The following is a 22,563-nucleotide window of genomic DNA, read 5'->3' as shown; positions in this document are numbered from 1 at the left end:
CTGCCCGCCGAGGCCGCACCGGCCCCCGCCCGCACCCCCGAGGAGTCCGCCGCCGCGCTCGGCGCGCTGCAGTCCGGCACCGCCGCGGCCCGCTCCGCCGCCCCCACCGAAGGGAACGAACCGCGATGAACAGCGGAACCACCGGCGAGACGGCGTGGGTGCTCGACGCGATCCTGGAGATCCCGCATGTGCGGGCCGCCGTCCTGCTCACCCGGGACGGCCTCGTCTCCGGCTACACCAAGGCGCTCTCGCAGGCCTCCGCCGAGCGCACCGCCGCCATCATGAGCACCGTGCAGGGCGCCTGCCGCACCGCCGCGGCCGCCTTCGCCGACCAGGACGACGCCCGGATCCGCCAGGTCGTCATCGAGTCCGACCACGGCTACATCCTGGTCGCGCCGACCGCGCACGGCACCTGTGTGGCCGCCTACGGCGACCCGGAGGTCCGGCTCGACCTGCTCGCCCACCGCGTCCACTCCCAGGTGGCCCGGCTCGGCGAGAAGACCATGGCGGCGGCGCCCCGCGGAGCCGACGGCGCCGTCCAGGCATGACCGCCCGTAGCGGCGGCCGTCCGCTGGTCCCCGCCTATCTGTCCACCGGCGGGGTCGCCCGGCCGAGCCGCAACAGCCTGGAGCGGCTCTCGGTGCTGACCGGCGGGGGCGGGCCCGAGCCCGCCGGGCTGCCCGCCGCCCAGCACGCGCTGCTCGACGTCCTGGACGGTGGGTCGCTCACCGTGGTGGAGACCGCGGCCCTGCTCGAACTGCCGGTCTCCGCCGTGCGCGTGCTCGCCGCCGACCTCGTCGACCAGGGTCTGGTGAGCGCCCGCCCGCCGGTCCCCGTCGCCGCCCTGCCCGCCCCCGACCTCTTGAAGAGAGTGGCCGATGGCCTCCGCGCCCTCAAGCAGTAGTCCCGGCTCCACCGGTACGAGGGGGGCCGCCGGGATCCATCTGCCCGACACCGCCCGCGAGTTGGTGAAGATCCTCGTCGCGGGCCCCTTCGGGGTGGGCAAGACCACGCTGATCGACTCGGTCTCCGAGATCCGCCCGCTGCACACCGAGGAGCATCTGAGCGAGGCGTCCGTCGCGGTGGACGACCTCGCCGGCGTACGGGACAAGACCACCACCACGGTCGCCATCGACTTCGGCCGGATCAGCCTGGGCGGGGGAGTGGTGCTCTATCTCTTCGGCACCCCCGGGCAGGAACGATTCCGCTCGCTGTGGGCGGACATCGCGTACGGGGCGCTCGGCGCGCTCGTCCTGGTCGACACCCGACGTATCGACGACTCCTTCGACGTGCTCGGCCTGGTCGAGGAGACCGGACTGCCGTACGCGGTAGCCCTCAACACCTTCCCCGACTCGCGCCCGTACACCGAGGAACAGCTGCGCCGCTCGCTCGACCTGGAGCCCGGCACCCCGATGGTGATCTGCGACGCCCGCGACACCAACTCCTCCATCGACGCGCTGCTCGCCCTCGTCCAGCACCTGATCGCCCGCAACCGTCCGGAGACCCGGTGAACCCGCACCCCGCATACCCCGCCCCCGCAGCCGCCTTCTCGCTCTCCGCGCCGGTGCGGCTCTGGGAGGAGGGCTTCGCCGCCGACCCGCACGCCTACTACGCGGCGCTGCGGGCACAGGGCCCGATCGGCTGGGCCGAACTCGCCCCGGGCGTCCCCGCGTACGTGGTCACCGACCGGCGCGCGGCCCTCGACCTGCTGCACGACCCGGACACCTGGTCGCACGACCCCAGGCCCTGGGAGTCCACGGTCGCCGAGGACTCGCCGATCCTCGGCATGATGCGCTGGCGGCCCAACGCGCTGTTCTCCGACGGCGACGCGCACATCCGCTACCGGCGCACCCTGCTCGACGCCTTCGACCTGGTGGAGCCGCACGACCTGCGCGAGCGGGTGCACCGGGCCGTCGACATCCTGGTCGGCCGGTTCGGCCCGGCCGGGCACGCCGACCTCGTCGCCGACTTCGCCCGCCCCCTGATGGCGCTGATCTTCAACAACCTCTTCGGTCTGCCCGACAGCGAGAGCAGCCGCCTCAACGACGCGCTCGGCCAGATGATGGAGGGCGGCGCCCGGGCGGCGCACGGCGAGATGGAGTACGGCCGTTACGTCCTCGAACTCGTCGCCGCCAAGAGCGCGCAGCGCGGCGAGGACCTGACCAGCCGGCTCCTCGACCACCCGGCGGCCCTCACCCCCGAGGAGGTCACCTGGCAGGTGTTCCTGACTCTCGGCGCGGGCCACGAGCCGACCGCCAACCTCGTCTCCAACGCCCTCTCGCGCATCCTCGGCAACCCCGCCTACTACTCCACCCTCACCAGTGGTTCCCGCCCGGTCGCGGACGCCGTCGCCGAGGTGCTGCGCTACGAGACCCCGCTCTCCAACTACGGCATCCACTTCGCCCGTGAGTCGCTGAGCTTCCACGGCGTCTGGGTCCAGGCCGCCGTTCCCGTGGTCGTCTCCTTCGGCGCGCTCGGCCACTTCGCCGAGCGGGAGTTCGCCGGGGCCCACCACCGGCACGACGCCTCGCATCTGTCCTGGTCGGCCGGGAACCACGGCTGCCCGGTCAAGCAGCACACCCTGCTGATCGCGACCGAGGCCATCGAACGCCTCACCCAGTGGCTCCCGGACCTCGACCCCACCACCCCGCGCGAGCGCCTGACCTGGCGCCCCGGACCGTTCCACCGCTCCCTGACGGCGCTGCCCGTCCGCTTCACCCCGCGCACCCCCGACCAGCCAGGAGACCGAGCATGACCTCGTCCACGCGTGTGCCCCTCGACCCGTTCGGCGCCGACATCCCGGCCGAGAGCGCCCGGCTGCGCGCCTTGGGCCCGGTGGTGCCCGTCGAGCTGCCAGGAGGCATCCCCGCCTGGGCGCCCACGAGGTACGACACGCTCAAGAAGCTGATCCTCGACCCCCAGGTCAGCAAGGACCCGCGCCGTCACTGGGCGCTCTGGCCCGAGCTCGGCGAACACCCCGACTGGGGCTGGATCCTGGGCTGGGTCGGCGTGATCAACATGCTCTCCACGTACGGCGCCGACCACACCCGGCTGCGCAGGCTCGTCGCGCCCAGCTTCACGGCCCGGCGCACCGAGGCGATGCGCGCCCGGGTGGAGCAGATCACCGCCGAGCTCCTCGACAGCCTGGCCCAGGAGGCCGCGTCCGGGAACCCGGTCGACCTCAAGGCCGGGTACGCCCACCCGCTGCCGATGCGGTTGATCTGCGAACTCTTCGGCGTGCCCGGCTACTTGGTCAAGGACATGGCCAAGCTGATCGCCGACATCATGGACACCAGCGACCCCAGCCCCGAGCACGGTGAGTCCGTCCAGCGGCAGATCGCCACGGTGCTGCCCTCGCTCATCGCGTTCAAGAGCGAGGTGCCCGGCGACGACATGACCACCGAGCTGATCAAGGTACGGGACGAGGACGGCGACCGGCTCAGCAACGAGGAACTGGTCTACACCCTGCTGCTCGTCATCGGCGCGGGCTTCGAGACGACCGTCAACCTCATCGGCAACGCCGTCGTCGACCTGCTCGAACACCCCGACCAGCTCGCCGCCGTACGGGCCGGGGAGATCAGCTGGGACCAGGTGGTCGACGAGGTGCTGCGGGTCCACCCGTCCATCGCCACGCTGCCGCTGCGGTTCGCCGTCACCGACATCACCGTCGACGGGGTCACCATCCCGGCGGGCGACGCCATCGTCACCACGTACGCCGCCGCCGGTCACGACCCGGCCCACTACGGCGAGGACGCCGGCGCCTTCGACGCGACGCGCGCCGCCGACGACCATCTGGCCTTCGGGATCGGCGTCCACCGCTGCATCGGCGCGCCGCTGGCCCGGATGGAGGCGCTGACCGCTCTCCCGGCCCTCTTCGACCGCTACCCGGACCTCCGACTCGCCGCCAAGGCCGATGAGTTGAGCCAGGTCCCGTCGTTCATCGCGTACGGCTACCAGGAGATCCCGGTACGGCTCGGCGACTGACGTCACGTCAGTTCATCAGCAGTGGCAGGAGCTGGGCGTGGAGCGCGGCCGGTGCGGCCAGGAAGCCGGTCGCGCCCGCCTGCCACGGCTGACCTGCCGCGTCCGTGACCAGCGCGCCCGCCTCCCGGGCGAGCAGCGCGCCCGGCAGCAGATTGGTGTCGTCGCGGCCGAACTGCCAGAAGGCGTCCAGGCGTCCGGCCGCGGTGTCGGCGATCTGCCAGGTGGTCGGGCCGAGGTTGCGCACAGCGGCCACGGCCGGGGCGACGGCGGTGAACGAGCGGCCCGCCGCCTCGGCGACACCCAGCTGCGTGGCGACGAACGGCGGAGTGCTGGTCGCCACGACCGTCGCCGCCAACTCCCTCTTCCCGGAGGGGGCGAGCGGCACTCCGTCGCGGGTGGCACCGTGTCCGGCGGCCACCTGGTAGGTCTCGCCGAGGCGCGGGCAGTGGAGCACCGCCGCCACCGGCACCCGGTCGCGTACGAGGGTGATGCTCACGCAGTACTGCGGCATGTCCTGGAGGAACTGCACGGCCCCGTCGATCGCGTCCACCACCCACACCTCGCCCTCGCGCGGCAGCACGGTGTCCATCTCGTCGGCCCACGCCACCCCCGGCCGCACCGCCTCCAGACGCGACCGCAGCGCGGCCACCAGCGGCGCCTCCGCCGCCATGAAGGCGGACTTGAACTCCTCGAACGTCGTGGCCCGCGCCGGGCGGGGCGCCGCGAGCAGCAACTCACCCGCCTCCACGGCGGCGTCGGTCATCGGCGCGAGCAGGTGGGCGTACGACATGGAGAGCTCCCGTTGGGGTTGGGCGTGGCGTCCGGTTGATGTCTCCATGGTGGGTGGGCGGGGAGCGGTACGGGCGCTCGGAGCCGTAGGAATGAGCGATGATGCACTTCATGGCGGCCAATGCAGCGGTTCAGGTACTCGACATGCAGGATCAGCGGCTGATCGCGGCTCTCCAGTGCGACGGCCGCCTCGGCGCGGAGCGAGCCGGTGAGGTGCTGGGCATCAGCGCCCGCACGGTGGGGCGGCGTTGGCGCGCGCTCATGGCGGACGGCGCGGTCCGGGTCGTCGCGTTGCCCGCCGTGCCGGACACCATCGGTGCGGTGCTGCTGCGGATCAAGGTGCTCCGGGGCAAGCTCGACGCGATCACGGCGGCGCTCGCGGCCCGCCCGGACGTGCCGTTCATCGACGTCAGCGCGTCCGGCGACGAGATCGGGGCGGTGGCCCGCACCGCGCCCGGCTCGCGCGATCCGCTGCTCTTCGGGCAGTTGCCCGCCACCCAGGCCGTCACCTCGGTCAACGCAGCGACCGTGCTGCACGCCTTCCGTTACGCGTTCGAGTGGCGCCACGACGTACTGAGCGCCGCCGAACGGGACGCGCTCACCCCGCCCCGGTCCGCGCCGACCGACGGCCCCGCCGCGTACGACGAACTGGACCGTGCCGTCCTCGCGGAGCTCACCGCCGACGCCCGCGCGGCTGCCGCGACGGTCGCCGCCCGGACCGGGCAGCCGGAGTCCACCGTCCGGCGCCGTATCGCCCGGCTCGTCGACGAAGGCAGGCTGCTCACCCAAGTGGCCGTCGACGTACGGCTGTTGGGACTCGCCATCGACGCCAATGTGATGCTCGAAGTGCCCCCGGACCGCCTCGACGCGGCGGGCCGCGCGCTGGCCGCCCATCCCGCCGTGCACGGCGCGTTCGCCACCACCGGCTCGTTCAATCTGTACGCGGCCGTCTGGGTGCGCGATCTGGCGGCGCTCTACCGATTCGTTTCGGACGATCTGAGCGGCCTCGGCATCAGCCGGATGGAGACGGTGATCGTCGGCCAGTCCGTCAAGCGCCCGGGCTCGCCCACGGTGATCGGGCGGCGCGTCCGGGACCACCGTTCCACCTCGGCGGTCCCGGACGCGTAAGGGCGGTGAACGCCGCTACTGCACGCGGACCTCGCCGCCCTCGGACCCGCCGTCGTCCGGCAGATGGACGTCGTCGACGGAGATGTTGACCTCGACCACCTCAAGGCCGGTCATCCGCTCCACCGCCGCGATCACGTTCTCCCGCACCTCTGCAGCGACCGCGGTGATGCTCACGCCGTACTCCACCACGACGTCCAGGTCGATGGCCGTCTGCCGCTCCCCGACCTCGACCTTCACGCCCCGGCTGACCGCCGCCCGCGAGCGCGGCACCCGGTCGCGCATCGCGCCGATGGTGCGGGCGAATCCGCCGCCCAGCGCGTGGATGCCCTCCACCTCGCGCGCCGCGAGTCCGGCGATCTTCTCCACCACACCGCCTGCGATCGTCGTGCGACCCCGGGTCGCGGGTGGCTGACCGGCACCGCTGCGCGCGGTCTGCAGGGTGGTGCCGGTTGTGCCCGTGCGGTATTCGTCGGTGTCGGGTTTCTCAACGGTCGGGCTGATCGGCTCCGTCATACGAAGCCACCTCCTAGGCGCCTGGGGCGAATGGGCAGGGCGCGAAATCCGCGCGTTGTCGTCCTGCAAGTACCGTGCGCGCGGCGCGTCATGCGGGCAAGGGGGCGTTCCTTTGTGCAACCTGCGTCAAGACGGGCGCCGTCAGCCGCACCGGCCGGGTTCTCCTGCTGTACAAGAACACGCGAGACGGTAGTGCTCGCACGAGCCGCCGTGGCAACTGATGCCCCGTCAAGAGAGGGCGCCGCAGGCGCCTTCCCGACTGGAGGAAACATGAGACGTATCCGGTTGGCCAGCTCTCTGTTCGCACTCGTCGGCGCGTTCTCCCTGGCGGCGCTGCCCGCGGGCCCCTCGGCCGCGACGCAGAAGGGCACCCCCGTACTGCGTGTGATGCCGCTCGGCGACTCGATCACCTGGGGCGGCGGCAGCCCCACCCTCTCCTCGTACCGGCGGCCGCTGTACAAGATCCTGAACCTCGAAAAGCGGTACTCCGTACGGTTCGTCGGCTCCAAGGCGTCCGGCAGCCTCCCCGACTTCTCCAACGAGGGCCACAGCGGTTACGTCATCGACCAGCTCACCGCGGGCATCGACGGCTGGATGGCCGGCGCCCGGCCCGACGTCGTCCTGCTGCACATCGGGATCAACGACATCGCCCGCGGCATCGACCTGCCGCACGCGCCCGACCGGCTCGCCGCCCTGGTCGACCGGATCTACGCGGACAAGCCGGGCGTCACCGTCCTGGTGATGGGCCTCATCCCGACCACCAGCGGCCTGGAGGAGCCCGCCAAGGCGTTCAACGTACGGGCCAGAGAGCTGGAGATGACTGAGCGGCAGGCCGGGCAGAAGTTCCGCTATGTGGAGCCGCCCGCGCTCACCCAGGCGCAGTTCACCGACCAGCTGCACCCCAACGACGCCGGGTTCCTGCGGATTGCCTGGGCGTTCTACCAGCCGCTCAACGCCGTGTGGCGCGAGGGCTGGGAGTCCGGCGGACCCGCGCTCGGCGCCGGTACCGAGGCGGGCGGCGCGGGCAAGGTGCGCTGGGCGGACTTCGACGGCGACGGGCGGATGGACTACGTCAGCGTCGACTCCAAGGGCTCGGTCTCCGTACGCCTCAACCGGGGCGGCGACGGCCGGGGCGGCTGGAAGGAGCTCGGCCGGGTCCTGCACGGCGTCACCAACGACCCGGCCCGGCTGCGGTTCGCCGACTTCGACGGCGACGGCCGCGCCGACGCCATCGTCCTGGACGCGAGCGGCGCCGTACGCGTCTATCTCAACCGGGGCGGCGACGGCCACGGCGGCTGGCAGCCGCTGGGCAGGGTGAGCGCCGGGACGACGGCCGACGCGAGCCATGTGGTGTTCGCGGACTTCGACGGCGACGGCCGCGCCGACTATGTGACGCTCGGCGCCACCGGTGAGGTACGGGTCAAACTCAACCGGGGCGGCGACGGTCACGGCGGCTGGCTGGACTGGGGCCGGGTCGCCACCGGTGTGACCGCCGACGCGAGCCGGGTGCGGTTCGCCGACCTAGACGGCGATGGCCGCCCCGACTACAGCGTCATCGGGGCGAACGGCGCCGTCCGCAGCTTCCTCAACCGGGGTGGCGACGGCCGGGGCAGCTGGGTCGACCTCGGCAACACGACCACCGGATTCACCACCAGCGCCGCGCGCGTCTCCCTCGCGGACGTCACCGGCGACGGCAACGCCGACTACGTCCTCGCCGACCCGGCGACCAACGCCGCCTCCGTCCACGCCTGGGCGGGCGGCGACGGCCACGGCGGCTGGGTCGACCGGGGCCGGGTCATCGGGAGCGTGCACATCCCGTAGCTCGACACACGAAGTGAACGCAATACCGTCCCCAACTCCCCTTCTCCTTCAAGGAATTTGACGCACGCTCATTGACACACCCCCTCCCGGCCACGATTCTGAGAGCGCTCTCACGGGTCGGAGGGGGTGATTCCTCCTTGCGGTGCCTCCCCCACGGAACCCACCGAATCTGATGAGGAGTTGGAGCGTGTCTCCACAGAAGAAGCTGCTGGCACCCCTGGTCGCCGCCGTGCTCGTCGCGGCGGCCGGCACGGCCACCGGCGCCGCCGTCCCCACCGAGGCGGCGGTGCCCTCGACCATCCCGCTCACCTTCACCAACAACTCCGGGCGCGGCGAACCCGTCTACCTCTACAACCTCGGAACGCTGCTCTCGACCGGACAGCAGGGCTGGGCCGACGCGAACGGCACCTTCCACCCCTGGCCGGCCGGGGGCAACCCGCCCACCCCGGCCCCCGACGCCTCGATCGCCGGACCGGCCGCCGGGCACTCGACGACGATCCGGATACCCAAGTTCTCGGGCCGGATCTACTTCAGCTACGGCCAGAAGCTGGTCTTCAAGCTGACCACCGGCGGTCTGGTGCAGCCCGCGGTGCAGAACCCGAGCGACCCCAACCGGAACATCCTCTTCAACTGGTCCGAGTACACACTCAACGACGCAGGACTGTGGCTCAACAGCACACAGGTCGATATGTTCTCGGCCCCCTACGCCGTGGGCGTCAGGCGCGCCGACGGCACCACCGCGTCCACCGGACACCTCAAGCCGGGCGGCTACAGCGGCCTGTTCAACGCGCTCAAGGCGAAGCCCGGCGGATGGGGCAAGCTGATCCAGACCCGGTCCGACGGAACGATCCTGCGCGCGCTGTCCCCGGGCCACGGCATCGAGACGGGCGCGCTCGCGAACACCGTCATGGACGACTACATCAACCGCGTCTGGCAGAAGTACAGCACCTCGACGCTGACCGTCACCCCGTTCGCGGACCAGCCGAACACCAAGTACTTCGGCCGTGTCTCGGGCACCACCATGAACTTCAGTAACAGCGCGGGCGCGGTCGTCACCAGCTTCCAGAAGCCCGATGCCGACAGCGTCTTCGGCTGCTACAAACTGCTCGACGCACCCAACGACCTCGTACGGGGACCGATCTCCCGCACGCTCTGCGCGGGCTACAACCGCTCCACGCTGCTGGTCGACCCGAATCAGCCGGACCCGAGCGACGCGAACTTCTACCAGGACGCGGTGACCAACCAGTACGCCCGTGAGATCCATGCGCGGATGGCCGACACGAAGGCGTACGCGTTCGCCTTCGACGACGTCGGCCACCACGAGTCGCTGGTCAACGACGGCAATCCGCAGCAGGCGTACGTCACCCTCGACCCCTTCAGCTAGGGCCTCATGGGGGAAAGAGGTTCGACCGGGCGGCTCATTCGGCGGGGCGATCCCCGCTTCCGGGGAAGGCTCGCAGGATGTACGCGAGTCCAGCGGGAAGGAGACGGGGATGAGCCGCCCCGACGACAGCGACACAGTGGGCCCCGAGGGCACGGACGGCAACGCGGGATACGGGACGAAGCGCTTCACACGTTCCCGGAGCCACTTCGCCGACCGCATCACGGCCGACGGACGCGACGGCTGGCCCGTCGAGCACGGCCGCTACCGGCTGGTCGTCAGCAGGGCCTGCCCCTGGGCGAGCCGCGCCCTGGTCTCCCGGCGGCTGCTCGGCCTGGAGGACGCGCTGTCGCTGTCGGTCGCCGATCCCATCCAGGACGACCGCAGCTGGCGCTTCACGCTGTATCCGGACGGCCGAGACCCGGTCCTCGGCATCCGCTACCTCAGCGAGGCGTACGAAGCCCGCGAGCACGGCTATTCCGGGGGCGTCAGCGTCCCCGCGATCGTGGACGTGCCCAGCGGGGAACTGGTCACCAACGACTTCCAGCGGATCACCCTGGACCTGGCCACCGAGTGGCGCCCGCTGCACCGCGACGGCGCCCCCGACCTCTACCCCGAGCGGCTGCGCGACGAGATCGACGAGGTGATGGCGGGCGTCTACCGGGACGTCAACAACGGGGTCTACCGGGCCGGTTTCGCGATCGAGCAGAGCGAGTACGAGGACGCGTACGGCGATGTGTTCCGCCGGCTAGGCCTGCTCTCCGAACGGCTCGCCGAGCGCCGCTATCTGGTCGGCGACACCATCACCGAGGCGGACATCCGCCTGTTCACCACGCTCGTACGGTTCGACGCCGTCTACCACGGACACTTCAAGTGCAACCGGTACAAGCTGACGGAGGACCGGGTGCTCTGGGCGTACGCCCGTGACCTCTTCCAGACTCCGGGGTTCGGCGACACGGTCGACTTCGACCACATCAAACGGCACTACTACCTCGTGCACTCCAGCATCAACCCGACCGGCATCGTGCCCGCAGGACCGGATCTCTCCGGCTGGCTGACGCCCCATCACCGAGGGGAGCTGGGCGGCAGGCCGTTCGGCGACGGCACCGCGCCCGGGCCGGTGGGGCGCGGCGAGGCGGTCCCGGCGGCGGGCCGCCCCTGAGTTCCCCGTGTCTCGTCAGAGCGCGCTGTACACCGCGTCGACGAGCGCCATCTTGCGCGGGTCGTCGGCGATGTGCCAGCCCATGCGGTTCATGACATAGCCGAGGGAGATCCCGGCCTCCGGGTCGGCCAGGCCGCAGGAGCCGCCGAAGCCGTCGTGCCCGACCGCGCGCGGGTTCGGGCCGTACGAGCCGTTGGGGCCGCTCAGCCAGAGGCCGAGGCCGAGCTCCGTCTCGTGCGGGAAACCGACGCCGATGACCAGGTCGCGGCAGCGGCCCTGGCCCTTGAGGACCCGCTCGGCGGCCTCGGGCGACATGACCTGCCGCTCGCCGCAGCGGCCGCCGCGCGCGAGGATCCCGTAGAGCGCGGCGACCGCGCGGGCGGTGCCGTGGCCGTTGGCCGCGGGGATCTCGGCGGCCCGCCACTCGGGGGAGTTGGCGTCGGCGGCCCCCACGAACGGATTGCCGAGCGCGGCCGCCGCGACCGGCTCCAACTTGGCGAAGAGCTCGGCCAGTTCATTGTTCTCGGCGACCGGCGGCTGGTCAGCTCCCAGTCGTAGAGCTGCGCGAGGGCGTGCGGCTCGCGCAGCCCGGCGAGGCCCGCACGGTGCGCGAGCAGATGGCGTACGCGGACGGACTCCTTGCCCGTGGCCGCGAACTCGGGCCAGTACGCGGCGACCGGCGCGTCCAGGTCGAGCAGTCCCCGGTCGGCCAGCAGATGGGCGCAGAGCGCGGTCACGCCCTTCGTCGTCGACCACACGTTGACCACGGTGTCCCGCTCCCAGGGGCGGGTGCGGGCGGCGTCGGCCCATCCCGCCCACAGGTCGACGACGCTCTCGCCGTCGACGAGGACGGTGACCGCCGCGCCCAGCTCGGCGCGGTCGCGGAAGTTCTCCTCGAAGGCGGTGCGGACCGCCGAGAAGCGGGGGTCGCAGTGGCCGTGGACCGGCGGCACGGGCTCAGTCGTAGAGGGCATGCGGCGAACCGTACCGACTGGTCGGACTGCGGGGAAGAGTGCGTACGCGCCATGGGTGCGGCGGTCGGGTGTGGCGGATGTAGGGGCGATATCGGCAGGTCGATTTATCGACTCTCTACACTGGGCATGTTGACCTTGAAGCGTTCACACGTGCTAACTCAGGAAGCGGCGATGAGCGAAGACCAGGTGATGGGCGGGGAGTGCTGTCTCCTCACGACGGGGGAACTCGTACCCGGCGACGTGATCGCCACCGGCGTCGACAGCTGGCATGTGGTGATGCGCACCGCGCCCGCCAGCGAGGCCCGCACCCGGCTCGTGCTGCGCCCCGTGCATGGCGGCCCGGACCAGGAGCGGCTGGTCGCCCGGCGGGCGCGGCAGGTGGTGCGCACGGTCCGGGTCGACCCCCTGGAGCTCCCGAAGCCGGACGGCCCGGGACCGGGTCGGCGGCGCGTCGTGGTGACCGGGCTCGGTGCGCTCACCCCGCTCGGACCCGATGTGGCCGGGCTGTGGCAGGGCCTGCTGTCGGGGCGGTCGGCGGTGGGGGCGGTGACGGGGGAGGAGTTCGACGGGCTGCCGGTGCGGCTCGCCGCCGTGGCCGCGGTCGACCCGGCTCAGCTGCTGCCCAGGACGGTGGCGCGGCGGATGAACCGGTCCGCGCAACTGGCCGTGGTGGCCGCGCGCGAGGCCTGGCAGGACGCCGGCCTGGATCTTGAGGGCACGCGCGCCAGTGGGCTGCTGCCCACCCGTACCGGGGTGTCGATGGGGACGATCATCGGCGGTGCGCCGGTGCTCGTCGAAGCCCAGCGGCGCCTTGCCGAACGGGGGCCGCGCGCGGTGTCGCCGTTCACCGCGCCCATGACCGTGCCGTCCTCCTGCGCCGCCCAGATCTCCATGGACCTCGACATCCGGGGCGAGGCCAGCACGCTGGTCTCGGCCTGCGCTTCCGGCACCGAGGCGATCGGGCACGCCATCGACCGCATCCGCGCCGGACACGTCGACCTCATGGTGACGGGAGGCGCGGAGGCGGTGATCGTCCCGGCGATCCTGGCGTCCTTCGCGGCGATGCGGGCCGTTTCCACTCGCAATGACGAACCGGCGTCCGCCTCCCGCCCGTTCGACAAGAACCGCGACGGATTCGTCCTCGGGGAGGGCGCCGGAGTGCTCGTCCTGGAGGCCGAGGAACACGCGAGAGCCCGTGGCGCCCACATCTACTGCGAGGCCGCTGGATGGGGTTTGTCCGCCGACGCCTTCCATATGGTGGCGCCCGAACCGAGCGGCCGGGGCATCGAGGCCGCGCTACGGGCGGCCCTCGCCGACGCGGACGCCACGGCGGCGGACGTCGTGCACGTCAACGCCCACGCCACGGCCACCGTCGAGGGCGACCGCGCCGAAGCCCGCGCGCTCGGCAGGGTCCTCGGCGCCCACGCCCCCGACGTCCCGGTCACCGCGAACAAGGGCGCGCTCGGCCACCTCCAGGGCGGCGCGGGCGGTGTGGAGGCGATCGCGACCGTACTGGCGCTGCGGGACGGGCTCGTCCCGCCCACGGCCGGATGCGACGACGTCGAGGACGGGATCGCCCTCGACGTCGTGCGACGCTCCCCGCGCTCGCTGCCGCTCGACGGCGACATCGCGCTCAGCGACTCGTTCGGCTTCGGCGGGCACAACGCCGTGCTGGCGTTCCGTGCGCTCGGCTGAGCTGGGGCATTGCGGCGCGGGTCAGCCAAGACCCCCGGCCAGCGCGCTCATCAGCGTGCCGCCCGGAGTGTCGCCGGACATCTCCCAGACCATGGCGCCCAGCAGCCCCTTGGACTTGAGGTAGGCCGTCTTCTGCCCGATCGACCAGGTGTCGTCGAAGGTCCACCACTGTCCGCCGGAACCGGTGTACGCGTACGTCGAGACGGACTGCTCGTCGTGGTAGACGGTGAGGCCCGGCACGCCGGTGATCAGGTTGTTGTAGCCGCGCACCCCCGCCTCCTCCGGGAACTGGCCCGGCGCGGCCCCGTTCGCGGACTGCCACTCGCCGTGCGCCCCGCCGTCGGCGACGCTCTGCCAGCCGCGCCCGTAGAACGGGAACCCCACAGTGATCTTGCGCGGGTTGACCCCCGCGTCCAGATACGCGTGCACGGCCGCGTCCACGCTGAAGTGGGTGGCGTACGGGTCCTGCGCGTCGGTGTAGAGGTTCGCCTGGTGGCCGGTGCGGTTCGGCTCCCAGGAGTTGTCGCTTCCGGCGCCGTGGAAGTCGTACCCCTGCACATTGGCGAAATCGAGCGAGGAGAAGACCTTGGTGAGGTCCCAGCCCTGCTGGATCTTGGCCGGGTCGGCGGGCGTGAACGCGGTGAGCAGCCTGTGGGGGCCGCCGACCGCGTCGAGCTGCTTGCGGAACTCGGCCAGCAGCAGGGCGAGATTGGCCTTGTCCGCCGTGGAGTAGTGGTTGCCCGCGTGGCCGTCGGGCGAGCCGGGCCACTCCCAGTCGAGGTCGATGCCGTCGAAGACCCCGGCGCCGGTGCCGGGGCCGCCCGCGCCGTTGTAGACGGGCAGGTTGCCCTTGATCCATACGTCCACGCAGGACGAGACGAACTTCTTGCGCGAGGCGTCGGTGGCGGCGGCGTCGGTGAAGAACTTGGAGTACGTCCAGCCGCCGAGCGAGACGACGACCTTGAGGTTGGGGTACTTGGCCTTGAGCTTCTTCAACTGGTTGAAGTTGCCCCGGAGTTTGGCGTATCCGTCGTCGGCGACGCCGTCGACGGACTGGTCGGCGCTGAACGCCCGGCCGTAGTCGGCGTCCGCGTCGCCCGCGCCGGTGCCCTGGTCGGGGTCCTGCGGATCGGCCCCGACGCCCTTGGTGACCCCGGCGAGGCAGGTCAGATTTGCCGGATCGAGGTTCTCGAAGGCGTAGTTGACGACGTCCAGCTTCGCGGCCGAACCCGAGGTGTCGAGGTTCTTCACGAAGTACTGACGGCCATAGATGCCCCACTGGGCGAAGTATCCGACCTTCAGATACTTGCCGCTGCCCGCCTGGTCGTCGGTGGTGACGGCGAGAGCGTTGGAAGCGGCCGACGCGTTGTCCGCCGCGTCCCGCGCCTTCACGGTGAAGGTGTACGACGTGGCCGGGGTCAGCCCGCCGACGGTCGTCGCGAGCGTCGTGCCGGGGACGGTCTGGGAGAGCGTCCCGTCGCGGTACACGTCGTACGCCACCACGCCGACGTTGTCGGTCGACGCGTCCCAGGCGAGGCTCACGCTCGTCGAACTGCGGCCCGTGGAGCGCAAGTTGGCGGGCGCGGTCGGCGGGACCGGGTCGGACGCCGGGTCGGTGGTCGTCGCGCCGACCGCCGCGCTCTGCGGCCCGGTGTTGCCCCGCGTGTCCCTGGCGCGCACGGTGAAGCTGTACGCGGTGGCCGGGGTGAGCCCGGAGACGGTGGCCGAGGTGGCGCTCGCAGTGGCCACGACCGTACCGCCGCCGTTCAGGACGTCGTACGAGGCGATCGGGTAGTCGCCCGCCGTCGCGGCGGCCCAGCCGAGCGAGACGGTGTGCGCGGTGACCGAGGTGACCTTGGGTGCGCCGGGCGCTGTGGGCGGCACATCAGGGGTGCCGTCGCACTTGTCGCCGTTGACCGTGCAGGCGGTGGGGGAGCCGATCGGGCCGCTGGCCACGAACCAGTAACTGTACGGCTCGGTGGTCGAGTTGGCCGGGACCGTGGCGTTGTAGTACGCGTTCTTCACCGTCACATGGCGGCCGCTGACGGTGGCGTCGCCGTTGTAGTTGCCGCTGATGGTGACCCCTGCGGGGAGATCGAACGCCAGGGTCCAGCCGGTGACGGGGGAGGCGGTGGTGTTGCGGACCATGTATGTCCCCTTCCACCAGGAGCCGTTGTCCTGGCTGGTGAAGGATGCCGTGAGTCCGCCGGTCGCTTGCGGGGCCGCTTGCGCGGGGGTTGCGGTGAGGATGGCTGCGGGGAGCAGGAGGGTGCCGAGCAGGGCGAGGAGTCTTCGGCGCAGCGGTACGAACATGGTTCCTCCCTGGTGCCGTGGGGGATGGGGCAGGGTGGATTGCTGCGCACGGTAGAAGGTCTGGACCAATCGGTCAACGGGTTGGTCCAGACCTTTTGCGGTCAGTTTGGCTGCGGACCGTGCGTGGCTGGTCGCGCAGTTCCCCGCGCCCCTTAACTCGCCCGGGATCGCAGCGTTTGCCGCAGCGTCTCCGCGAACCTCACCGGATGCGTGCTCAACCCGACATGTCCGCCCGGGAATTCGGCGAGATCGGTGCCGAAGCGCTCCGCGAGTACCGTTGCCGGGCGGGCCAGTAGCAGGCCACGGGAGGCGCGGCCCGCCGCCGGGATCAAGCGGTCGGCATGTGCTGCCAGTGTCGCCAGGTCCGGCATATGGCCGCTGAACTGCCGCAGTTCGCGTTCCACGAACTGCGGCATGTTCGCGATCGTGCGCCGCATCCGGTCGGGGTCGGGTTCGGGCGCGCCGGGGGTGTCCGGCTCGTCCGGGGTCTCCGCGCCCGCGGCGGCGCCGAGTACGGTCATGGCCGCCCCCAGCCCCTCGCGGCGGAACGCGTCGACGACCTCGGCGAAGGCCGCGTGCCAGCGGTCCGCGTCGGGGAGCAGTCCCAGCGTCGGCGGCTCGTGCGCGACGACGAGGCGCAGTCGCTGCGGATGCCGGGTCAGCAGGTCGAGCGCGGTGATCGCGCCCGAGCTGGTGCCGAACACGAACGCGGGCTCGTCCGGCGAGACTTCGTCGAGCAGTCGGCGCATGTCGTCGCTGTGCACCTCGACCTTCTGGTCCAGACCGACCTCGTGCGCCGCGCTGCGGGACTTGCCGCGCGGGTCGACGGAGACCACGGTGAACCGGTCCGCGAGGTACGCGCCCACGATGTCGAAGGTGCCGGCGTCCCCGCCGCCGCCCGGGATCATCAGGAGTACGGGTCCGGTGCCGCGTATCTCGTAGTGCAGGGTCGCGTCGGGTACGCGCAGTTCAGGCATCGGTGTTTCCCCCTCCGGCCGGTGAAGGCCAGTGTTCGAGCGCGATGTGCAGCGCGGCGACGGCCCGCCGCCACGAGGTCTCCACGTCCCGCGTGTGGTTGAAGCCGCCCTGGGCGGCGATCGTGCTGAAGCCGTGGAAGGTGCTGCGCAGCAGGCGCACGGCGTCCGTGAGGTCCGGCTCGGCGAGGCCGTAGCCGCGCAGCATCCCGTACGTGATCTCGACGGTCCGGCGCAGCGCGGCCGATCCGGCGGCGGCCTCGGGGTCGACGCTGATCTGGGTCGCCGCGTACCGCCCGGGGTGCTCGACGGCGTACGCCCGGTAGGCGTCGGCGAACGCGAACAGCGCGTCCTCGCCGGACCGGCCCGCCACCGCGACGGCGATCCGGTCGATCATCTCGCCGCCCGCGAGCAGCGCCACCCGCGTCCGGAGCTCCCGCACGTTCCTGACGTGCGAGTACAGGCTCGCGTCCTTGACCCCGAAGTGCCGTGCCACGGCCGACAGGGTGACCTTCTCGAAGCCGATCTCGTCGGCCAGGTCCGCGGCGGCCGCCGTGACCCGGTCGGCCGTCAGTCCCGCACGCGCCATGCGCCCGCCTCCTCCGCAGTGCAGCGTTACCTAGGGCTCCTAGGTTCATTCCTAATATACATAGGTACGGTGTGCGGGTCATCCAACAAGTGGTCGGGGTGATTCGGAACGCGTGTCACCGGGGACTGAGAGGGCACGGCGGCTCTCCGTACCGGGAGGGGTGAGGTGGCATGGCGCGAAGATCGGGCACGGGCGTGCTCCTGGTCCTGCCGTACGCGGTCATGGCGGTGGTCGCGTTCGTCGACGTGGCGGCCGGGCCTGGCGTCGGGCTGCTCGCGCTCGTCTCGCTCGGCCCGGCCTTCGCGGGCCTGGTGGGCGGCTGGCGGCGCACGGTGACGGTCGGCGTGGTGGCCCTGCTCGTGGGCTGTGGACTCGGGCTGTACAACGGGCTGTTCCAGGAGCGCCGGGGTTTCGCCGCGCTCGCCTCCGTCGTGGGGGTGACCATCGCGGGCGTGGTCGCGGCCGTGATGCGACAGCGGCGCGAGCGGGAGCTCGCCAGCGTCCGATCGATCGCCGAGGTCGCCCAGCGGGTCCTGCTGCGCCCGGTGCCGCGCAGCGCCGGACATCTGCGGGCGGCCGTCTCGTACACCTCGGCGGTCGCCGAGGCGAGGATCGGCGGCGATCTGTACGAAGTGGTCGCGTCGCCGGAAGGTGTGCGGGTGATCATCGGGGACGTCCAGGGCAAGGGCCTGGAGGCGGTGGAGACCGCGGCCGCCGTCCTCGGCGCCTTCCGCGAGGCCGCGCACGACGAACCCGACCTCAAAGGCGTCGGGGAGCGCGTCGAGCGCGCGGCCGAACGCTCGCTGCGAGGCGAGAAGTTCGTCACCGCGCTCATCGCCGAGCTGTCCCCGGAGCGGGGCGCGGTGCTGCTCAACTACGGGCATCCGCTGCCGGTCCTGCTGCGCGCGGACGGCGAGGTCGGCTTCCCCGAACCGCCGGAGTACGCCCTGCCGTTGGGGCTCGGGCTGCTGCCGGGCGAGGGACCCCAGCCGCACCACGTCGACTTCGGCCCCGGCGACCAGCTCCTCCTCTACACCGACGGCGTCACCGAGGCACGCGACCGCTCGGGCGCCTTCTATCCGCTGCACCGGCGCACCCATCTGCTCGACCACCCCGACCCCGAGACCGCGCTCGCCCTGCTGCGCCAGGACCTGATGCTGCACACCGGCGGCCCGCTCCTCGACGACGCCGCCATGCTGCTGTTGCGCTACCGCGACTAGGGTCTGGTTGCGTCACCGCGACTAGTCTCTGGCGGCGAGGGGACTTTTGGTGTCGGAGAGTCTGAGGGGGCAGCCGTGCCGCAGGATCCGGCGGAACGCCGCGAGGTCGTCACCGGGGTGCCCCGGCAGGCCCGCAGGGTCGGCGGCTACCGCCCCCGTACCGAGATCGACGAGCAGACCACCCTCGGCCACACCTATGTGCGCTCCCTGATGCGCAGTCAACTCCTCACCGGACTCGCGGTGTTCGCCGTTCTGGTACTGCTTGTCGGGCCGCTGCCGCTGGTGTTCGCCGCGCGGCGGGACGACCCGGGGCTCGTGTGGGGCGTGCTCGGCTTCGGCGTCTACGCACCGTTCGTGCTGCTCGGCCGCTGGTACGTACGGCGCGCCGAGCGCAACGAGCGGGACTTCGCCCGCCTCGTCGAGGACCGCTGACCGCGCCCCGCCGCCGAGGAACGTGAGCCGTGAACCAGAACTACGCCGTACCGGCCGTGGCGCTCGTGGTCGTCGCCACCGTCCTCGTCGGCGCGCTCGGCCTGCGGGTCTCGCGTACCACCTCCGACTTCTACGTGGCCTCGCGTACGGTGGGACCGCGCCTCAACGCGGCCGCGATCAGCGGCGAATACCTCTCCGCCGCCTCGTTCCTCGGCATCGCGGGACTCGTCCTCGTCCAAGGCCCCGACATGCTCTGGTACCCCGTCGGATACACGGCGGGCTATCTCGTGCTCCTGGTGTTCGTCGCGGCACCGCTGCGCCGCTCCGGCGCGTACACGCTGCCCGACTTCGCCGAGGCCCGGCTCGAATCGCGTTCGGTGCGGCGGTTCGCGGCCGCCCTAGTCGTCGGCGTGGGCTGGCTCTATCTGCTGCCGCAACTCCAGGGCGCGGGGCTGACCCTGAAGGTGCTCACGGGTGCGCCGCGCTGGTTCGGCGGGGTGCTGGTCGCGGTGGTCGTCGTCGCCACCGTGGCCGCGGGCGGCATGCGCAGCGTCACCTTCGTGCAGGCCTTCCAGTACTGGCTGAAACTCACCGCGCTCCTCGTGCCCGCGCTCTTCCTGCTGCTCGCCTGGCACAGCGACGGCACTCCGCGCGTGGCCTTCGACGAGCCGCCCGCCTTCCGCGAGCAGCGGACCGTACGCGTCGACGACACCCTCGACATGCGGCTCGCCCGTCCGCTCACGATCACCGCGACCGGCACGGTCGACGGCACCCGCCGCAGCGCCGAGCGCATCCTGCTGCCCGCCGGCACCCACCGCGTGGAGCGCGGCACCCGCCTGGTCTTCGCCACCGGCGACCCGGTCCCGACCACCGACGCGGACGCCCCGCACACCCCCGCGCGTCCGGAGCGGCCGCTGTACGCCACGTACGGACTGATCGTCGCCACCTTCCTCGGCACCATGGGACTTCCGCACGTCGTGGTCCGCTTCTACACCAGCCCGCACGGCGTCGCGGCCCGCCGCACCACCGTCGTCGTGCTCGGCCTGATCGGCGCCTTCTATCTGCTGCCGCCCGTCTACGGCGCGCTCGGCAGGCTGTACGCGCCCGAGCTCACCCTCACCGGTCAGGCCGACGCGGCCGTGCTCGTCCTGCCGCATCTGGTGATCGGCGGGGTCGGCGGCAATCTGCTCGGGGCGCTGCTCGCGGGCGGCGCGTTCGCGGCGTTCCTGTCCACCGCGTCCGGACTGACCATGGCGGTGGCGGGCGTCCTCACCCAGGACGTGCTGCCCGCCCGGGGAGTGCGGCACGGGGGAGTGCGGCACTTCCGCCTCGCCACCGTGCTCGCCATCGCCGTACCGCTCGCGGCCAGCGGAACGGCGAAACTGCCGGTGGCCGACGCGGTGGGCTTGGCGTTCGCGGTCTCCGCGTCCTCGTTCTGCCCGCTGCTCGTGCTCGGCATCTGGTGGCGCGGGCTCACCCCGCCGGGCGCGGTCGCCGGGATGGTCATGGGCGGCGGCTCGGCGCTGTGCGCGGTCACGGCCACCATGGCGGGCCTGCCGGGCGGCGGGCCGCTGCGCGCGCTGCTCGCCTGGCCCGCGCTCTGGTCGGTGCCGCTCGGCTTCCTGACGATGGTGCTGGTCTCACTCGCGACCCCGGGCCGGATCCCGCCCGGCACGGCCGCGATACTGGCCCGCTTCCATCTGCCCGAAGCGCTGTACGGCGGCCCCGCACCCCGGGAGGCGCAGCCGTGATCGGATTCCTGGCCGGGATGTTCGCGGCGGCGCTCCCGCTGGTCGCCGTCGGCTTCTGGGCCGGCCGGCGCACCGCGCGCAGGCCCGGGCTCGGCGACCTCGGCACCCCGGTCGAGCACGCCACCTTCCAGACCCTGCACACCGCGTCCCTCGCCGCGCCCCCGCTGCGCGCCGGGCTCACCCACGACACCGCCCGCCGGGCCGCGCGCGGCCTGCGCACCCTGCTCGGCACGGACGCGCTCTGCCTCACCGACCGCAATACCGTGCTGACCTGGGACGGGGCGGGGGAGCACCACAGTGCGGAGATCCTGGAGCGGCTCGCCCGCATCCGCGAGAGCGGCCGGGGCGAGGCGTTCCGTATCCACTGCGACGACGACGGCTGCGCCCTGCGCTGGGCGGTCGTCGCCCCGCTCACCGTCGACGACCGGGTGCACGGCGCGCTCGTCGCCTGTGCGCCGCGGGAGTCCGCCGTCCTGGTACGGGCCGCCGCCGAAGTCGCGCGCTGGGTCTCGGTCCAGCTGGAGCTCGCCGACCTCGACCGCTCCCGCACCCGGCTGATCGAGGCCGAGATCAGGGCGCTACGGGCCCAGATCTCCCCGCACTTCATCTTCAACTCGCTGGCCGTGATCGCCTCGTTCGTCCGCACCGATCCGGACCGGGCGCGTGAACTGCTCCTGGAATTCGCCGACTTCACCCGCTACTCGTTCCGCAGGCACGGCGACTTCACCACGCTCGCCGAGGAGCTGCACGCCATCGACCAGTACCTGGCGCTTGTCCGCGCCCGGTTCGGCGAGCGCCTTTCGGTGACGTTGCAGATCGCCCCCGAGGTGCTGCCCGTGACGCTGCCGTTCCTGTGTCTGCAACCGCTCGTGGAGAACGCGGTCAAACACGGCCTGGAGGGCAGCGCCGCCCCGCAGGACAGGAGCCATATCGACATCACCGCGCGGGACGCCGGGTCCGAGGCGCTCGTGGTCATCGAGGACAACGGCGTCGGGATGGACCCCGACCGGCTGCGCCGCATCCTCGCGGGCGAGCCGGGCGCGTCCGGCGGCATCGGCCTGTCCAACGTCGACGACCGGCTGCGCCAGGTGTACGGGGACGGGCACGGCCTGGTCATCGAGACGGCGGTGGGGGCCGGAATGAAGATCACGGTCCGGCTCCCCAAGTACCAGCCGGGCGTCCACCCGGCCCCCGGGCCCGGCGAGAGCTAACCCTCGTACTCCGTGAGGTCGATCGAGTGCACCGCCAGGTCATGGCCGTACTCCGGGTGCCTCATGGTGCGCTCCGGGGCCATGCCGAGCTTGCCCAGCACGTTCGCCGAGGCGCTGTCGCCCACCCGCGCGACGCCGATGACCTTGTCCAGGCCTCGGTCCTGGAGCGCGAACTCCAGCGACGCCTGCGCGGCCTCCGACGCGTACCCCTGGCCCCAGAACTGCCGCCCGAGCCGCCAGCAGATGCCCGTGGTGGGCATGAGCTCGGGCAGGGAGGTGGGCAGGGTCAGACCGGTGAACCCGGCGAGCTCGCCCGAGCCGAGGAGCTCGACGGCGAAGAGCCCGAAGCCCTCCTCGTCCCACTCCTCCTCCCAGCGCTCGATGTCGTCGGCGGTCTGCTCCAGATCGCGCACCGAGCCGTCGCCGGTCCACTGCATGACAGTGGGGTCCGCGTTGATGTCGGCCATGGCGATGAGGTCGTCCTCGTCCCAGCGGCGCAGGAGCAGACGGGGGGTGTGGATCTCGGTCATGCGCCCATCCTGTCGAATACGCGCCCGGATCGGTAATCGGCGCGCGCCGGGGCGACCGGGGCGCCGGACCGCCGAGCCCGTCACCCGACTCGGCGG

20 protein-coding genes and 1 pseudogene are annotated in these 22,563 nt (G+C 72.1%); 14 read left to right on the top strand and 7 right to left on the bottom strand.

Translation table 11 applies throughout. From position 1 onward, the window contains the following. Window positions 1-125: 125 nt before the first annotated feature. From BG418_RS23490 to BG418_RS23470, 5 genes are read left to right on the top strand one after another with little or no spacing between them, the layout of a single operon-like run. The gene (locus tag BG418_RS23490; RefSeq protein ID WP_188275947.1) at window positions 126-548 is read left to right on the top strand and encodes a roadblock/LC7 domain-containing protein; all 423 of its coding nucleotides are present in this window, start codon (window positions 126-128) and stop codon (window positions 546-548) included. After that, window positions 545-904, top strand: a complete 360-nt coding sequence (locus BG418_RS23485) for a DUF742 domain-containing protein (protein ID WP_188275946.1) — start codon at window positions 545-547, stop codon at window positions 902-904. The genes BG418_RS23490 and BG418_RS23485 overlap by 4 nt, the downstream gene beginning before the upstream one ends. Further along, complete coding sequence (locus tag BG418_RS23480; protein WP_188275945.1) at window positions 879-1,511, top strand: ATP/GTP-binding protein; 633 nt, start codon at window positions 879-881, stop codon at window positions 1,509-1,511. The genes BG418_RS23485 and BG418_RS23480 overlap by 26 nt, the downstream gene beginning before the upstream one ends. Continuing rightward, the gene (locus BG418_RS23475; RefSeq protein WP_188275944.1) at window positions 1,508-2,755 is read left to right on the top strand and encodes a cytochrome P450; all 1,248 of its coding nucleotides are present in this window, start codon (window positions 1,508-1,510) and stop codon (window positions 2,753-2,755) included. The genes BG418_RS23480 and BG418_RS23475 overlap by 4 nt, the downstream gene beginning before the upstream one ends. Beyond that, window positions 2,752-3,984: a cytochrome P450 gene (locus BG418_RS23470; protein WP_188275943.1), complete on the top strand. Its 1,233-nt coding sequence runs from the start codon at window positions 2,752-2,754 to the stop codon at window positions 3,982-3,984. The genes BG418_RS23475 and BG418_RS23470 overlap by 4 nt, the downstream gene beginning before the upstream one ends. A gap of 7 nt (window positions 3,985-3,991) precedes the next feature. Here BG418_RS23470 and BG418_RS23465 read toward each other — a convergent pair whose 3' ends face one another. Beyond that, the gene (locus tag BG418_RS23465; RefSeq protein ID WP_188275942.1) at window positions 3,992-4,774 is read right to left on the bottom strand and encodes an inositol monophosphatase; all 783 of its coding nucleotides are present in this window, start codon (window positions 4,772-4,774) and stop codon (window positions 3,992-3,994) included. A gap of 110 nt (window positions 4,775-4,884) precedes the next feature. On the opposite strand from BG418_RS23465, the gene BG418_RS23460 reads away from it, so the two are divergent. Continuing rightward, window positions 4,885-5,901, top strand: coding sequence for an Lrp/AsnC family transcriptional regulator (locus tag BG418_RS23460; RefSeq protein WP_188275941.1), 1,017 nt, complete (start codon window positions 4,885-4,887; stop codon window positions 5,899-5,901). Between the two features lie 15 nt (window positions 5,902-5,916). On the opposite strand, the gene BG418_RS23455 is transcribed toward BG418_RS23460, so the two are convergent. Beyond that, window positions 5,917-6,414 carry an Asp23/Gls24 family envelope stress response protein gene (locus BG418_RS23455; RefSeq protein WP_188275940.1) on the bottom strand — a complete coding sequence of 166 codons (498 nt, stop codon included), beginning with the start codon at window positions 6,412-6,414 and terminating at the stop codon, window positions 5,917-5,919. Between the two features lie 270 nt (window positions 6,415-6,684). Here BG418_RS23455 and BG418_RS23450 point away from each other — a divergent pair, with 270 nt between their 5' ends. The 3 genes from BG418_RS23450 to BG418_RS23440 all read left to right on the top strand — a co-directional run bounded on the left by BG418_RS23450 (window position 6,685) and on the right by BG418_RS23440 (window position 10,778). Next, a complete protein-coding gene (locus BG418_RS23450; protein ID WP_188275939.1) occupies window positions 6,685-8,235 on the top strand; it encodes an FG-GAP-like repeat-containing protein in 1,551 nt (516 codons plus the stop codon). A gap of 187 nt (window positions 8,236-8,422) precedes the next feature. Next, window positions 8,423-9,619: a glycoside hydrolase family 64 protein gene (locus BG418_RS23445; RefSeq protein ID WP_398999953.1), complete on the top strand. Its 1,197-nt coding sequence runs from the start codon at window positions 8,423-8,425 to the stop codon at window positions 9,617-9,619. A gap of 109 nt (window positions 9,620-9,728) precedes the next feature. Continuing rightward, window positions 9,729-10,778 carry a glutathione S-transferase family protein gene (locus BG418_RS23440; protein ID WP_188275937.1) on the top strand — a complete coding sequence of 350 codons (1,050 nt, stop codon included), beginning with the start codon at window positions 9,729-9,731 and terminating at the stop codon, window positions 10,776-10,778. Between the two features lie 15 nt (window positions 10,779-10,793). On the opposite strand, the pseudogene BG418_RS23435 reads toward BG418_RS23440, so the two are convergent. Continuing rightward, window positions 10,794-11,752: pseudogene (locus BG418_RS23435) on the bottom strand (serine hydrolase domain-containing protein). Window positions 11,753-11,923: 171 nt separating this feature from the next. Here BG418_RS23435 and BG418_RS23430 point away from each other — a divergent pair. After that, on the top strand, window positions 11,924-13,447 hold the full coding sequence (locus BG418_RS23430) for a beta-ketoacyl synthase (RefSeq protein WP_223185314.1): 1,524 nt from the start codon (window positions 11,924-11,926) through the stop codon (window positions 13,445-13,447). A gap of 21 nt (window positions 13,448-13,468) precedes the next feature. Here BG418_RS23430 and BG418_RS23425 read toward each other — a convergent pair whose 3' ends face one another. The 3 genes from BG418_RS23425 to BG418_RS23415 form a co-directional block, all read right to left on the bottom strand. Further along, window positions 13,469-15,760, bottom strand: coding sequence for a glycosyl hydrolase family 18 protein (locus BG418_RS23425; RefSeq protein WP_188275936.1), 2,292 nt, complete (start codon window positions 15,758-15,760; stop codon window positions 13,469-13,471). 152 nt (window positions 15,761-15,912) lie between these two features. Further along, on the bottom strand, window positions 15,913-16,737 hold the full coding sequence (locus BG418_RS23420) for an alpha/beta fold hydrolase (RefSeq protein ID WP_188275935.1): 825 nt from the start codon (window positions 16,735-16,737) through the stop codon (window positions 15,913-15,915). Then, window positions 16,730-17,323, bottom strand: a complete 594-nt coding sequence (locus tag BG418_RS23415) for a TetR/AcrR family transcriptional regulator (protein ID WP_188275934.1) — start codon at window positions 17,321-17,323, stop codon at window positions 16,730-16,732. Before BG418_RS23415 ends, BG418_RS23420 begins: the two co-directional genes overlap by 8 nt. A gap of 170 nt (window positions 17,324-17,493) precedes the next feature. Between BG418_RS23415 and BG418_RS23410 the strand changes: the two genes are divergently transcribed. From BG418_RS23410 to BG418_RS23395, 4 genes are all read left to right on the top strand, one after another. Next, the gene (locus tag BG418_RS23410; protein ID WP_188275933.1) at window positions 17,494-18,543 is read left to right on the top strand and encodes a PP2C family protein-serine/threonine phosphatase; all 1,050 of its coding nucleotides are present in this window, start codon (window positions 17,494-17,496) and stop codon (window positions 18,541-18,543) included. Between the two features lie 75 nt (window positions 18,544-18,618). Beyond that, window positions 18,619-18,975, top strand: a complete 357-nt coding sequence (locus BG418_RS23405; RefSeq protein ID WP_188275932.1) for a hypothetical protein — start codon at window positions 18,619-18,621, stop codon at window positions 18,973-18,975. A gap of 29 nt (window positions 18,976-19,004) precedes the next feature. Continuing rightward, window positions 19,005-20,726 carry a cation acetate symporter gene (locus BG418_RS23400; RefSeq protein ID WP_188275931.1) on the top strand — a complete coding sequence of 574 codons (1,722 nt, stop codon included), beginning with the start codon at window positions 19,005-19,007 and terminating at the stop codon, window positions 20,724-20,726. Further along, complete coding sequence (locus BG418_RS23395) at window positions 20,723-21,937, top strand: sensor histidine kinase (RefSeq protein WP_188275930.1); 1,215 nt, start codon at window positions 20,723-20,725, stop codon at window positions 21,935-21,937. The genes BG418_RS23400 and BG418_RS23395 overlap by 4 nt, the downstream gene beginning before the upstream one ends. Here the strand turns inward: BG418_RS23395 and BG418_RS23390 are convergent. Next, window positions 21,934-22,467 (bottom strand): GNAT family N-acetyltransferase, encoded by a 534-nt coding sequence (locus BG418_RS23390; protein WP_188275929.1) that lies wholly within the window; start codon window positions 22,465-22,467, stop codon window positions 21,934-21,936. The genes BG418_RS23395 and BG418_RS23390 overlap by 4 nt on opposite strands. Window positions 22,468-22,563: the final 96 nt, after the last annotated feature.

Origin of the sequence: Streptomyces sp. CBMA152, from assembly GCF_014596475.1 — a bacterium.
In the GTDB taxonomy this organism is placed as follows: Bacteria; Actinomycetota; Actinomycetes; order Streptomycetales; family Streptomycetaceae; genus Streptomyces.
Note: the sequence above shows the minus strand (reverse complement) of the source record. Positions and strands in the feature narration are given on the sequence as shown.